Consider the following 12,724-nt stretch of genomic DNA (forward strand, 5'->3'; position numbering starts at 1 on the left):
ACCACCGCGACTCGCCTTTTGATGTGCTAGGGAAATGACTCGTCCTGAAAAATGACAAAGACGATTCATACCGAAGATTTTTCTTTCTAAATTATTCACAAGGTCTATGACAAAAACTTCTGCGGCTTTGGCCCTTGCCTGCCTGGCTGGAATGAGCGCCTGGAATGCCCAGGCCAGTGAGCTGACGCTTTATATCTCTGAACCCGTCCGCAATGCGGATCTCAATGCAGCGGTGCCCGAAGGCGCTCTGCCTTGGTCCGACGCTTACAAGCAGTCGTACACCATCGAAACATTCAACGGCGAGACCCTGGGCACTAAAACGTCCGGCAACTGGGCCATCGGAACGTACGAGGTGGGCGCTGGAGGCAATACCAATGTGGCCGCTGCCAATGTGTATGGCGGCGCAGGCACCGGCACGGTAATGGGTAGTGGTGGTTCCAACTTTCTCAATGCAGGGACAACCGGCACACCGGTTGGCGTCACGGTGACCTTGACCAACCCTGCGCGCTATGTCGGCTTCTGGTGGTCTGCAGGCTCCAACGGCAACAACGTGGAGTTGCTCGATGAGAACGACAACGTGCTGACGGCGATGACCACCGACGATCTGATGGCGTTTTTGAACTCGCCCTCCAACCTCACGATGAGGGCCTTGGACCAGAACATCACCTACAGCCGAGCGCAGTACAACGGCAATCCCTTCATCGAGGGGAACAACGCTGAGCCCTATGTGTACCTGAACTATGTGCTCAAGGACACTACCGCTTTCGGCTCGACCACCATCAAGAAGATACGCTTTTGGGGCGACGGCTTTGAGCTGGACAACATCGCAGTGCGCGAAGAGAAGCTGCCAGGACTGCCTGCAGAAACGGAGCTGCCCCAAACCTGGGTGCCCACCAAGATCACCAATACTTTTGAGGATCCGCCAGCTACGGCCAACGATACGGGTACTACGCGGATCAACACGCCCTCGGGCTCATTGGATCTGACGGACAACGATCCCCATGTGCCGGAGGGCAGCTCGGTCACCGCGCAGACCACGTCGGCCAACGGCGGAACGATTGCGGCCAATCCTGCTCGTCCAGGGGAGTTTATCTACACGCCTGCCATTGGCTTCGTGGGCGTCGATACCTTTAGCTACGACGTTTGCTTGCCAGCGCCCAACCAGACCAAGTGCGCGACCTCGGTGGTCACGATGACGGTGACGGCACCCGATCTGGCCATCGACCTGTCCGGACTGCCGCCCACCGCGACGGTGGGCGTGCCTTACCAAGGGCAATTGCGCTGCAGCAACCTGGGCGATGCCGATGCATTGTCTGCGACGGCTTGCACCACCGGCCCGCTGCCAGAAGGGCTCAGCATCCAGGCTTGCACCGTAAGCCCCGACAGCGCGGCCTGGACCGCAGGGAACCCCATCGCGCAAGGCGCGGTCGTCACTTGTGAGGTGGCCGGCACGCCCGCCAATGTGAAGAAGACGACGACAACGACGGGCAGCACCGGCACGACGGGAGACCGCGACCTGCGCAACAACACGGCGACGCGGGACATCACCGTGGTGGGCGCTGCGGATGTTGTGATCGATCTGAGCGGATTGCCATCGACGGGAACGGTCGGCACGCCCTACCAAGGCAGCTACAGCTGCAGCAACCGGGGCAGTGCAGACCAGACGGACGCAAGCTGCGCCGTCTCCGGCCTGCCTGCCGGCATCACCCAAGGGCCTGGCGCTTGCACCATCGTCACGCCCGCTGCCCCCGCAGCCACCAGCTGGACATCGCCCGCCAACATCCCCGAAGGGGCTGTGGTCACCTGTGCGGTCGAGGGCAAGCCAACGGAAGTGGGATCGTCTGCCGTCAGCGCTTCGGGCGTTGACAGCAAGCTGAGCCACGAGATCACGATTCGCGCGATCCCCGTGCCCACTGCGGTTCCGTCGCTGTCCACCTGGGCGCTGCTGGTACTTGCCGCAGGCCTGGCCATGCTCGGCATGGGGCGTACACGCAAGCACAGTGCCTGATCGCTGATCGGCCTTCAGACCGGTGCCAGTCAGTGACATGCTGACTGGCATTTTTTTTGGCCGTGTCGGTAGTGCTTGTCCAGACTTTCGTATGCGGGGTCTCGCGGCGAAGAGGGGCTGGGTGGAGTGCGTGTAAGGTTGACCCGTTAGGCCTGGAGGCCTGGCCGTCTGCAGCCTTCGGCTGGTACACAGCCTGTACACGGTGCTGTAGCAGGTGAAGGCATCGGCAGTACCCGATGCCTATCCAATAGGCCACTGCACTGGCAGGACCTCGGGCGCGGAAGCCGCGAACACACTGACGCAGCCGTTGCCCGTTACCACCAGCCATTCGCGCTGGTGGAAATGTCGCTGTTGCAGTGCGACTTCTTCATCCAACCAGCCGCCCTGCTGCACTTCCAGCACCGGGTAGCCGCGCACCAAGCCATTCAAACTCCAGTACCTCTGCAAGTGCAGCTCATCGAGATAGCGGAACGCGGAGACATCGGCGAAGGAGATATCCAAACCGTCGACCATGTCTTGCGGGCCAAGCCCGAGCGCCAGGCGCAGGCTTAGCCCCTGGGATGAAAAGCGCAGACTCTCCACGTCAGAGTTGGGATGTATCTCACGGGGTTTGCCGTAGGGAAGCGTCGTCAATCGCATAGGAGGTGGTTCGGTGAGGATCTCAAATGACGCTGCCAAGGCGTCCATGCATTGCACCAAGAAAATACGGTCATGGCTCGGCGTAAGCTCTTATTGATACCCGCGTATCTTTTAGATACATTTGCTGCCAAGGCACCACCGCCAAGAAAGCACAAGCTATGAAGATGTTTTACGCCCAAAAAACTGGCTCCTTGGGCCGCATGCATGGGGCGCTGCTGGCAGCAGGTCTACTCTCCGTTGCAGCCGTATCGGCCGAGGCACAGACGGTGGATTTTTCTGCACCAGGGGTGCACAGCTATACCGTCCCCGCCGGCGTGCATGCGCTCGATGTGGTCTTGGCGGGGGGCGGGGGTGGCAGTGGCACCGGCATTGAGATGGTCATGGGGATGGCTGGGTTTGACGGCAGCTTCCCAGGAGGCAGCGGCGGCAATGGCGCGCAGCTCAGCACCCGGGTGGCGGTATCTCCCGGCGATGTGCTAAGCATTACCGTGGCGCAAGGCGGCGGCGCGGGGGTTGACCGCCAGACGATGCTGGATCCGGCAGAAGGCGGCCTGGGCGGCCAGGGCGCGGGCAGCGGTGGGCGCAGTGCTGATGGCGCCATCGGCCAAAGCCCCGCCATCGATCCCATTTACACCGCAGGCGGTGGTGGCGGTGCGTCTGCACTGGAAATACCGGGCCGCTTGTACCTGCGGGCCGGCGGCGGCGGGGGTGGCAGCAGCGCGGCCTATGGCCAGTCGCTGCGCGATGTGGGTGTATCGGGCCTGGCCGCGCCTCTGGCACTCAACAACACCGCAGACTGCAGCACGCCGGCAGATGGGGGCCAGGGCCTGGCCTCGGCAGATGGGATGTCAGGCGGGGGCTCCACCATCGCCACCGGCGCTGGCGGCGGCGGTGGCTATATGAACGGTGCCGGGGCCGGGGGCGCCTCTGGCGCAGGAACCATGTCGGACAACGGCAACTGGTGGTGGGTGCATGCCACCAAACCCAGCAGCGCCACCGGCGGCGGCAGCTGCTATTACGCAGCCGCTGCGGCCTACACAATCAGCGACACGCAGCTGGCAGTCGGCGCGCTTGGCGCGGTGGTGGATCCGGCGTCCTTGCCAAGCTTTCCGCCCGGAGAGAATCTGCAGGGGCTGCCGGGTGCCAATGGCTGGGCGCGTATCACCCCCATTGTCACCACCACCCCGAATGTACCCACTTCCAGCGCCACACCGGTTCCCGGCTTGGGGTGGCATGCACTCGCTCTGCTCGCCATCGGCATTGCAGCCCTCGCCTGCGTGCGGCACCCCCGGCGCAAGCTACTTGGATGATCATGGTCCCCGGGGTCGGCCATGGCGCGCCCACCCCGCCATGCTGGCGGTAGCGGGGCTGCACGCCTGCCCACGCTAATCCAGCGCTTTATCTGCAGAAGGCTGGCTTGGCACCAGTGCCGCCTGCTCCTGGAATGCGATTCGGTATTGCTTGGGTGACCTTTTCCAGAACTTCTTGAACTCGGTGGAAAAGTTGCCGGAGTTCGCATAGCCGACTTCGGTCGCAATATCGGCAACCCCCAGTGGGCCGGTCTCCAGCATCATTGCGGCCCTGGACATCCGCTCTTTGCGGATAAATTCAAAGACCGTCATGCCGACGGTGGCCTCAAAGACCATATTCAGGCGGTGGGTGGACAGGCCCAGGCTGGCGGCCACATCACGGCCTTTTAGCGTCGAATCACTGAGGTGATGGATTATGAATTCGGTCGCCACCTGTTTGATGCTCATATTGGCCGGCAGGATTTCCGAAGGGGTGTCCATGACGATCCCCGCACCCTCCCTGCGCTGCCCCCATCCGGTTCTTTTACGCGCCAGCGCGATATGAATGCGAACCCTCTCCAGCACTTCATCTACATAATACGGCTTCAATATATAGTCAACAGCCCCGGCACGAAGACCAAGCAGCCGGTCTTCTTTATCAGACAGCGCAGAGATAAACAGGATGGGTATATTACGGGTCGATGTATTCTCCTGAAGCAGTCTTGCCGCCTTGATATTGCTGCGATCGGGCAAGCGCACATCCATCAATACCAGATCAGGAGGCTGTAAAAGAATGCGGGTGTAGACCTGGCTCTCATTGTCAATGACGCTGACGGTGTAAGAGCGGCTGCGCAGCGCGGTGACCAGAAGACGAAGTTGCTGTAGATCGCGATCAACGATCATTACATGTGGGACTTTAATCTCACTATTATTCATATATTGCGCGCAGAACCATTTCCATATCGGACGCCAGGTTTCCGTGGACTTTTCTGCGCTTGCAACCGCACGGGGATCCTGAAGGCAGCCTGGCGTAGCCAGCCCAACCAGCAGCGCAGACCGGTGCCCATGTCGGCAACGGCGAGCGGCAAGCCAGATGGCGGGGATGCAGAAATTTACGGCAAATATAGTACGAGAGACGCTACAAACATTCTCTTTTAAAAATTACAATCAGCGACTTGCAATAATGAAATATATAAATGAAAAATGATATTTATTTCTGCATTAAGCAAAGATGTTTCGATTAAAACAAATACCAAAATTTGATTTAGCTGTTACGCAACAACGATTTGAAACCACCAGGTTTACCTGCTGTTTACAGATGGGCCTTTTATGGGCTGGAGGGCGCTCAAGACAAGGCGCGGGCAGCACCCTCGCCGAAACGGGATCTCCCTTAAACTCATCCGCTGTTGGGGCAGGTTCGCGCCCCGGAAAGGCCATGCATGAAGCACGACGGGCAGGCCGTCGTCGGATCTCCGATCACCGACGTCATCTTTGAAGAAAAGCGCGTTTTGCTGGTGCTGGACGATGGCCGCCAGCTGGCCGCTCCGCTGTCCTGGGTGGGACCCAAGGTGGTGGCGATGAACGCGCAAGAGCGGTCGCAATGGGTGGCCACCGCGGATAGGCGCGGCGTCAACTGGCCCAGCGCCGGTCAGACCTCGGCTGACGGCGCACTCAATGTCTGGACACTGGAGCAGGATGCGCTGTTTGAAGCGGCGTTGGCCGAGCTAAAGGCCTTGGACTGGAAGGCGGACCAGCTCAATCACCGCAGCCGGGCGCTGGTGGCCTTGTGGCGCCTGGTGGCCGATGGCTACAACGGCGGCCTGCTGCAGTTTCTGGGCAACTGGGGCATGGCCGAGATGGATGCGGCGCTGGCTGCGCTTGCCCAGATCCGGGCCAGCGCCACGCTCGCGGTAGTTACCGCATTCTGGCGTCTGGTGGGCCCCATTGCCCAGTCGGACGAGGTCAACACCATCGATGATGTGTACCGCGCAGTGGCCGGTGACTTGTCTGGGCGGATTGAAGAACTGGACGAGCAGTTCTGGGAAGCGGCCGAGGAGCTGGTCCAGCGGGTGCCGGAATATTTTGGGCCGGCGCCTTCGGCCGCCTGATGCGCGACACGTAACCCACAGACAGCCCTGGGACGAGGGCTACGGTGCGCCGGTGCGCCGGTGCGCCGGGCCGCCGGGCCGCCGGGCCGCCGGGGCGCTACTTGTCGTGGTTGGCGCTCAGGTTGTCCAGCAGGTCATCGAGCGACTTGAATTCGATGGTCTCCACACCGTCGTTCTCGTCAATGGAGATGTCTTCCAGCAGCAGCTCCTCGCACAGCTGGGCCCGCACCCAGCACTGCGGAAACTGCTTGGGTGCGACAAATGACAGCAGCACCGCATCTGCAAAAACGGCGACCGAATGCAGGCGCAGGTCATCGCGCAGATCGGTGGGCTCTTGCACCTCATCGTCTTCAACGGCTTCTTCTACCTCCAGCGCAATGTCGTGGACCAGCGCCGTCCACTGATTGGCCGGCATCGCCAAAAAGCGCTGGGTATTGGCGATGAGGGCATCGACATCCATGTCCGGGTTGTCGGCCAGCTCCGGGTCGACACTGACATGGATATCGGCCTCAGCGGCCTGAAACCGCACACTGCCCACCACAAAGCCGTCGTCGGCTTGCACGTCGTTCAAAAGCTGGCTCGCTGCTATCGCGTCACGAAGATGGGCAATCTGGGTCATGGGGCCGTCCTTGCATTGGAGTGAATGGCCATCATAAGCGGCAGCTGGCCACGCATCTACCTTGCCCGCGAATGACTGTCATTCGCTCAACTGGCAAAAATTCGACATTTCTTGTCCTGCTTGCGCGATTGCGCCAGCGCATCTTCCCGTACGCTTGCCGCTTGCCCGATTTCTTTGCCTGCCCAGGTTTGCCCGCCCGACGCCATGACCGCTGATACCGCCACCCTCAACCCCTCGCCTGCACTGGCTGCAGCACCTGCCGCAGCTGCAGACACCCAGCAGCACGGCTTTTTATTGCCGATTGTGGGCGGCGCCGCGCTCGCCCACCTGCTCAACGACATGATCCAGGCGATGCTGCCGTCGATCTTTCCGATGCTCAAGGCGAGCTTCTCGCTCAGCTTTGGGCAGATTGGCGTCATTGCGCTGGTCTACCAGGTCACCGCATCGCTGTTGCAGCCATGGATTGGCATGTACACCGACAAGCACCCCAAGCCCTATCTGCTGCCCTCGGGCATGGGCATGACCTTGATCGGCATTGGCCTGTTGGCCACCGCGCAGAGCTATGAGATGCTGCTGGTGGCCGCCGCCGTGGTGGGCGTGGGCTCGGCCACCTTCCACCCCGAGGCCTCGCGCATTGCGCGCCTGGCATCGGGCGGCCGCTTTGGCACGGCGCAGTCCACCTTCCAGGTGGGCGGCAATACCGGCTCTGCGATTGGCCCGCTGCTGACGGCGGCCATCGTCATCCCCCATGGCCAGCCAGCGGTGGCCTGGTTCATGGTGGTCGCGCTGGTCGCCATCTTTGTGCTGTACCGCCTGACCATCTGGGTGCGCCACAACGGCAGCGCCAAGGCCAAGAGCCTGGCCAAGAACCATGCGGGTGAAGGCCTGAACCGCGCGGGCGTCATCCGCGCCGTCACGGTGATCTGCATTCTGATGTTTGCCAAGTTTGTCTACATCGCATCGTTCACCAACTACTTCACCTTCTACCTGATCGAGCGCTTTAACCTGAGCGTGCAAAGCAGCCAGCTGTTTCTCTTCATGTTCCTGGCCGCGGTGGCAGCGGGCACCTTTGCCGGCGGCCCGGTCGGTGACCGCATCGGCCGCAAGGCCGTCATCTGGATCTCGTTTTTGGGCGTTGCGCCGTTTGCGCTGGCTCTGCCCTATGTGGGCTTGGTGTGGACTGCCGTGCTCGCCATCGTCATCGGCCTGGTGATGTCATCCGCCTTTGCCGCGCTGGTGGTCTACGCGCAAGAGGCCGTGCCCGGCCGCGTGGGCCTGGTCTCGGGTTTGATGTTTGGATTGATGTTTGGCATTGGCGGCGTCGGTGCCGCTGGCCTGGGAGAGCTGGCCGATGCGCATGGCATCGTCTGGGTGTATGGCCTGACCTCGTTCCTGCCGCTGCTGGGGCTGGCGACGGCATTCTTACCGGATACGCGGAAGAAGCGCACTTAAGGTCTTGACCAGCGCCCGGCATCGGCTGCGAGGGGCTGGTTGCCCAGCCCCTCTTCGCAGGCATCACTCCAAGGGAACGTCGCCCAGTCCCATCAGGTTGCCGTGGCGGTCGCGGACTTGCAGCGCATAAGACCCTCGGTTGCCTGCTTGCTGAAACAATGACGCGCGGTAGACCTTGCCGCCGCGGTTCCACACGCAAACGCCTTGAGGGAGAAACTGTGGGTTAGACCGCCAACAGCGCACCGCCCCATCTGCACTGAGGGTGTACTTTCCTTCTACACGCGACAAGGTGATTGCTTCAATCACCCGCTGGTTGCCGCTTTCTGCGTCGAATCGCAGCCACCATTGACCCAACAGACTTCGCGCATCCAGTACACCTGGCTCCATGGCCATGCGCAACATTGGCTTGCGCACCTCGTCTGGAAACGCTATACCGCCCTCAATCCGAGATGACGACTGTGCAGTCGATTCCAGAACCACAAAATCCAGCGTCAGATCGCCAACAGCCTGCGCCAATTCGGCACTGGCCGATGGTCCACCCAATGGGCGGCCACCCCGGTATCGGTTCAGGCCAAAGCTTGTTTTTCCCCCCTGGAATTCACCGCTTCCCATATGGAAAGTGGCGTCGCCGTTGGGCAGGTAGTTGAACACCTGGGCAAGCGCCATCCCGTTTTGAACATCAATAGCAATACCGCGCCCAGGCTTAAACGTCACTTCGTCCCGAACCAGCCAGGTGCCGCTGCTGGGGGTCTGCTTTGCGCTGCAGCCGGAGATATCTCCAACATATATATCCTGCCAGCTTGGGCAGGCTGCAATACCCGTGCGATCATCCCCCCCAACTGCAGCCCCGTTAAGCGAATAGGTCTGCTTTACGCCCTGACTGATCACCTCCGCCACACCCACCAAATCCACATTGGCAATGCGCAATCTCATTGATTGAACAAAGGGATGCGGGTCATATGGGGCCTGCGTCTCAGTACTTGCGCAGTGGTATTCATCCTTGCCGGTCACCTGCGTGCAATCGAGCGTTTGCCCGGGATAATCTCTGAGCTCCGAAACCCAGACTTTCCACTGCTTATCCTGCGTCAGCTTGCCCACACTGATGCCTGCAAACCAATGTGGATTCTGGCTGGCATCCAGCATCGTGCTCTGAAAATAACGTGTCTTTCCCTTTTCCCAGTAGCGGGATAGGTAGTCCTCGCTTCGCATCTCAAAGCGCTGAATCGCCCGTGCGGGCTCCCCTGGAAACTGCACCGTTCCCTGCAGCCCATTGCTAAAACTGACTGTCACATTGCCTGGCGATCCCAGCTCTTGCGCATCCCGCGCGTCACTGCCAAAGCTGCGCCCCCCTTGGTATTGCATCAGCGGCACGGTGATGGAGTCAGCATCCAGTTGCCCGGTGGCCGTGTAGAAAGTGGCGTCGCCATTCTGCTCGTAGCCAAATACCTGCATAAAAAAGGTATTGCCTTGCACATCAATCGCCAGGCCCCGGCCTGGTTTGCCATCCAACTCTTCGCTGATAACCCAGGTGCCTGCCTGGGGGGTAAAACTGCGCGCGGCCCAAGTGGCGGTACACGAAACAGCCAACAAGGAAGCCACAATGGCAGGGCGCCACGCTGAAATGCGATTTATCTTTTTCACTTGATCTCCTGAGTTTTGAACCAGTATAGATGCAAGTAAATTGGCCATCTAAAACTAGAATTACCAAGACCTCTTACTCCATCCAAAGATTCAATCTCCCCATTAAAAATCGTGCAAATCCTCTACTTGTTTCTCTGTATCGCAGGCACCGTATTGCCGCTGTCGCAATTTATTCCATGGCTTGCCGCTTATGGCCTGGATATGCCACTGCTCTTGCAACAGGCCACGTCCAGCCCGCTGTCTGCTTTTGCGTGGTCGGATGTTCTGGTCTCGGGCATTACGGTTGCCGTGTGGATCGTCGCCGAAGGCAGAAGGCTGGCAATGCCCCGGCTGTGGCTACCCCTATGCTGCCTGGTGGTGGGGCCCTCGTTGGCATTGCCGCTGTTTCTTCTTTTGCGCCAGCGGCATCTGGCTGCAGCAGGCCACACGGACTGGCTTGAACACCGCCAGGATCAAAAGTCAGTTTGAGGACCTGTTCAAGTCTGCAGCCACCTGCGTTGCTGACTCGCGCTCAATCCGAACGCACGACAGCTTGGCAGAGTGATCAATGGCGAACAGGGCCGCATCCCGGCCGCCCTGGCGCGTCAGGTTCCTGCAGGCGCATGCCCCTCCCCGTCCACACAGGGTAATCCCTGAAATACAACAAAAAGTTGCAAATGCGATAACGAATGAATACGATTGAGAATGATTCTTGTTTATTTTTAACCATAGCATCACTCTTATGTCACATTCAAAAACGCGCAGACACCAACCCAACCTGATCGTTCTGGCTTGGATGGCCGCAGCCGCCAGCGCCGGGGTATCGGCCCAGCAGACTCAGCCTACCGAGTCAGCCCAAAACGCGGGCGCGACGGCCGAGGCCAGCACCAGCGCACCCGTCAACCTGCCCCAGATCACCGTGCGCGACCGCTATGAGCGCGAAGACCTGCCCGCGCTCGCGCCCGGGCGCAAGGCGGCCAAGGGGGCACGGCTGGGCATTCTGGGGGCGACCTCGATCATGGAGGCGCCCGTGCACGTCAATGCCTATACCCGTGAGCTGGCCGAGGACTGGTCGGCGCTGTCGCTCCAGGATGTGCTGGAAAACGATGCGGCGGTGGTCTTTACCACCAACAAGGGCCATTTGCTGCAGAACTTCAACCTGCGCGGGCTCGATGTGACGGCGATGGACATAGCGACCAATGGGCTCTACGGCATTGCGCCAGCCAACTCGGTGCCCATCGAGATGTTTGAGCGGGTCGAGGTAATGCGCGGCCCCAATGTGCTGCTGTCTGGCATGCCGCCGCTCGCCAGCGTGGCCGGCTCGGTCAATATGGTGACCAAGCGCGCGCTGGCCCAGCCCATTGCCGATCTGACCGCCACCTATGTCTCCGATTCGTACTACCAGCTGCATGCCGATGTGGGCAAGCGCTTTGGGCCCGAGCAGCGCCTGGGCCTGCGCTTCAATGGCGTCTATGGCTCGGGCGACATGGGCGCTGAGGACGAAAAGCAAAAGCGCAATGTGGGCGCGCTGGGCCTCGATTACCTGGGCGCCAACTTCCGCCTCTACCTGGACCTGTACAACAGCGTCAACAAGATCGAGGGCGGCAGCCCCGGCATGTTCAGCTTCTTGGGCAGCGCGGCCATCCCCGGTGTGGGTTATCTCCTCTCGCCGCCCGATGGCGATGTGAACCTGTTCAAGGGCTCGCACGGCAAGTACGACAACAGCGGCTTGCTGGCCCGGGCCGAGTTTGACTTCAACCAGAACTGGCAGGGCTATGTGGCAGCGGGCGGGTCGGAGGCCGAAGGCCAGGGCCTGCTGTTTGGCACGCGCGCCATTGTGACCGGCGCAGACGGCACCACGCGCGGCGCGATCTACAACGTGCACACCAAGTCCGAGCGCCGCACGGCCGAGGCGGGCGTCATCGGCAAGTTCGACACCGGCAGCGTGCAGCACCGCTTGCAGCTGTCGTTCAACATCCTCAAGCACAAGGAAGGCACGGTCAACACGGCCTGCAACTACTGCTACACCACCAATATGTACCGGCCGACCGAGCCGACCTTCCCCGCAGCACCCACCTTCAAGGACTACACGACGGAGAACGAATTCCGCTCGGTGGCGATTGCCGACACCATGGGCTTTTGGGATGAAAAGCTGCTGCTGACCCTGGGCCTGCGCCACCAGACGGTGAAGACGCCGCTGGTCAATGGCGTGGCCTCCAACTACAGCGAAAGCCGCACATCACCGATGGTTGCCGGCGTGCTACGCCCCTGGGGTGAGAACATCGCGCTGTTTGCCAACTACACCGAAGGCCTGGAGCCTGGCCGCACCGTGGGTGTGGGCTACGCCAATACCGGCGACACCCTCGCGCCGATGCAAACCAAGCAAAGTGAAGTGGGCGTCAAGCTGCAAGCGGGCGAGACCACGCACACGATCAGCGCCTTCCAGATCAAAAAGCCCTCGATCATCACCAATAGCGGCAACTTCCAGGTGCTCGACGGTGAGCAGCGCCTGCGCGGGCTGGAGTGGAGCGCGTTTGGCAAGCTGAGCGAGAGCGTGGCGCTGCTGGGCGGTGTCGAGTACATCAAGTCCAAGCAGACCAACACCGGGCTGGAGAACTATGGCGTGCCCAAGCTGCGCACCCGCATTGGCATCGATTGGGACACCCCCGTGCAAGGCCTGTCGGTGGGCGGGCGCCTGTTCCATACCGGCTCGCAGTGGGCGGACTCGGGCAACCGCCTGAAGGTGCCTTCGTGGAACCGCATTGACGCAATGGCCCGCTACGCCACCAAGTTCGGATCGACGCCTGTTCGCTTCAACGCCAGTGTGGAGAATCTGACCAACAAGAACTACTGGATCGGCATGTTCAACGATGGCTTTGTGATGCCCGGCGCGCCGCGCACCTACCGCTTGTCGGCCACCGTGTCGTTCTGATCACCACCAAGGCTCTGGCCATGGCTAGAGCCCACAAACACCACAGCCCGCTGGCAC

10 protein-coding genes are annotated in these 12,724 nt (G+C 60.9%); 6 read left to right on the forward strand and 4 right to left on the reverse strand.

The window, feature by feature from the left end:
* Positions 1-151: 151 nt before the first annotated feature.
* Positions 152-2,008 carry an Ig-like domain-containing protein gene (locus WH265_RS03430; protein WP_339557323.1) on the forward strand — a complete coding sequence of 619 codons (1,857 nt, stop codon included), beginning with the start codon at positions 152-154 and terminating at the stop codon, positions 2,006-2,008.
* A gap of 240 nt (positions 2,009-2,248) precedes the next feature.
* Here the strand turns inward: WH265_RS03430 and WH265_RS03435 are convergent, their stop codons facing one another.
* Entirely contained in the window at positions 2,249-2,695 is a 447-nt protein-coding gene (locus WH265_RS03435; protein WP_339557324.1) for a hypothetical protein, read from the reverse strand.
* A 110-nt stretch (positions 2,696-2,805) separates the two neighbouring features.
* Between WH265_RS03435 and WH265_RS03440 the strand changes: the two genes are divergently transcribed.
* Positions 2,806-3,957 carry a hypothetical protein gene (locus tag WH265_RS03440; RefSeq protein ID WP_339557325.1) on the forward strand — a complete coding sequence of 384 codons (1,152 nt, stop codon included), beginning with the start codon at positions 2,806-2,808 and terminating at the stop codon, positions 3,955-3,957.
* A gap of 75 nt (positions 3,958-4,032) precedes the next feature.
* On the opposite strand, the gene WH265_RS03445 is transcribed toward WH265_RS03440, so the two are convergent.
* On the reverse strand, positions 4,033-4,839 hold the full coding sequence (locus tag WH265_RS03445; protein ID WP_339557326.1) for a response regulator transcription factor: 807 nt from the start codon (positions 4,837-4,839) through the stop codon (positions 4,033-4,035).
* Between the two features lie 536 nt (positions 4,840-5,375).
* Between WH265_RS03445 and WH265_RS03450 the strand changes: the two genes are divergently transcribed.
* Positions 5,376-6,044 carry a DMP19 family protein gene (locus WH265_RS03450; protein WP_339557327.1) on the forward strand — a complete coding sequence of 223 codons (669 nt, stop codon included), beginning with the start codon at positions 5,376-5,378 and terminating at the stop codon, positions 6,042-6,044.
* 97 nt (positions 6,045-6,141) lie between these two features.
* Here WH265_RS03450 and WH265_RS03455 read toward each other — a convergent pair whose 3' ends face one another.
* On the reverse strand, positions 6,142-6,663 hold the full coding sequence (locus WH265_RS03455) for a hypothetical protein (RefSeq protein ID WP_339557328.1): 522 nt from the start codon (positions 6,661-6,663) through the stop codon (positions 6,142-6,144).
* A 204-nt stretch (positions 6,664-6,867) separates the two neighbouring features.
* Between WH265_RS03455 and WH265_RS03460 the strand changes: the two genes are divergently transcribed.
* Complete coding sequence (locus WH265_RS03460; protein ID WP_312989212.1) at positions 6,868-8,115, forward strand: MFS transporter; 1,248 nt, start codon at positions 6,868-6,870, stop codon at positions 8,113-8,115.
* A 63-nt stretch (positions 8,116-8,178) separates the two neighbouring features.
* On the opposite strand, the gene WH265_RS03465 is transcribed toward WH265_RS03460, so the two are convergent.
* Positions 8,179-9,756 carry a hypothetical protein gene (locus WH265_RS03465; RefSeq protein ID WP_339557329.1) on the reverse strand — a complete coding sequence of 526 codons (1,578 nt, stop codon included), beginning with the start codon at positions 9,754-9,756 and terminating at the stop codon, positions 8,179-8,181.
* Between the two features lie 111 nt (positions 9,757-9,867).
* On the opposite strand from WH265_RS03465, the gene WH265_RS03470 reads away from it, so the two are divergent.
* The gene (locus tag WH265_RS03470) at positions 9,868-10,224 is read left to right on the forward strand and encodes a DUF2834 domain-containing protein (protein ID WP_339557330.1); all 357 of its coding nucleotides are present in this window, start codon (positions 9,868-9,870) and stop codon (positions 10,222-10,224) included.
* 253 nt (positions 10,225-10,477) lie between these two features.
* Positions 10,478-12,667: a TonB-dependent receptor gene (locus tag WH265_RS03475; RefSeq protein ID WP_339557331.1), complete on the forward strand. Its 2,190-nt coding sequence runs from the start codon at positions 10,478-10,480 to the stop codon at positions 12,665-12,667.
* The last annotated feature ends 57 nt before the right edge of the window (positions 12,668-12,724 follow it).

Source organism: Comamonas sp. MYb396, from assembly GCF_037479555.1.
Lineage (GTDB): Bacteria > Pseudomonadota > Gammaproteobacteria > Burkholderiales > Burkholderiaceae_C > Comamonas.

What these genes read in the sequence shown, in the direction of transcription:
- WH265_RS03455 (WP_339557328.1), bottom strand. Translation starts at nt 6,663, where the DNA reads ATGACCCAGATTGCCCATCTTCGTGACGCGATAGCAGCGAGCCAGCTT.
- WH265_RS03440 (WP_339557325.1), top strand. Translation starts at nt 2,806, where the DNA reads ATGAAGATGTTTTACGCCCAAAAAACTGGCTCCTTGGGCCGCATGCAT.
- WH265_RS03435 (WP_339557324.1), bottom strand. Translation starts at nt 2,695, where the DNA reads ATGGACGCCTTGGCAGCGTCATTTGAGATCCTCACCGAACCACCTCCT.
- WH265_RS03475 (WP_339557331.1), top strand. Translation starts at nt 10,478, where the DNA reads ATGTCACATTCAAAAACGCGCAGACACCAACCCAACCTGATCGTTCTG.
- WH265_RS03445 (WP_339557326.1), bottom strand. Translation starts at nt 4,839, where the DNA reads ATGATCGTTGATCGCGATCTACAGCAACTTCGTCTTCTGGTCACCGCG.
- WH265_RS03430 (WP_339557323.1), top strand. Translation starts at nt 152, where the DNA reads ATGAGCGCCTGGAATGCCCAGGCCAGTGAGCTGACGCTTTATATCTCT.
- WH265_RS03450 (WP_339557327.1), top strand. Translation starts at nt 5,376, where the DNA reads ATGAAGCACGACGGGCAGGCCGTCGTCGGATCTCCGATCACCGACGTC.
- WH265_RS03460 (WP_312989212.1), top strand. Translation starts at nt 6,868, where the DNA reads ATGACCGCTGATACCGCCACCCTCAACCCCTCGCCTGCACTGGCTGCA.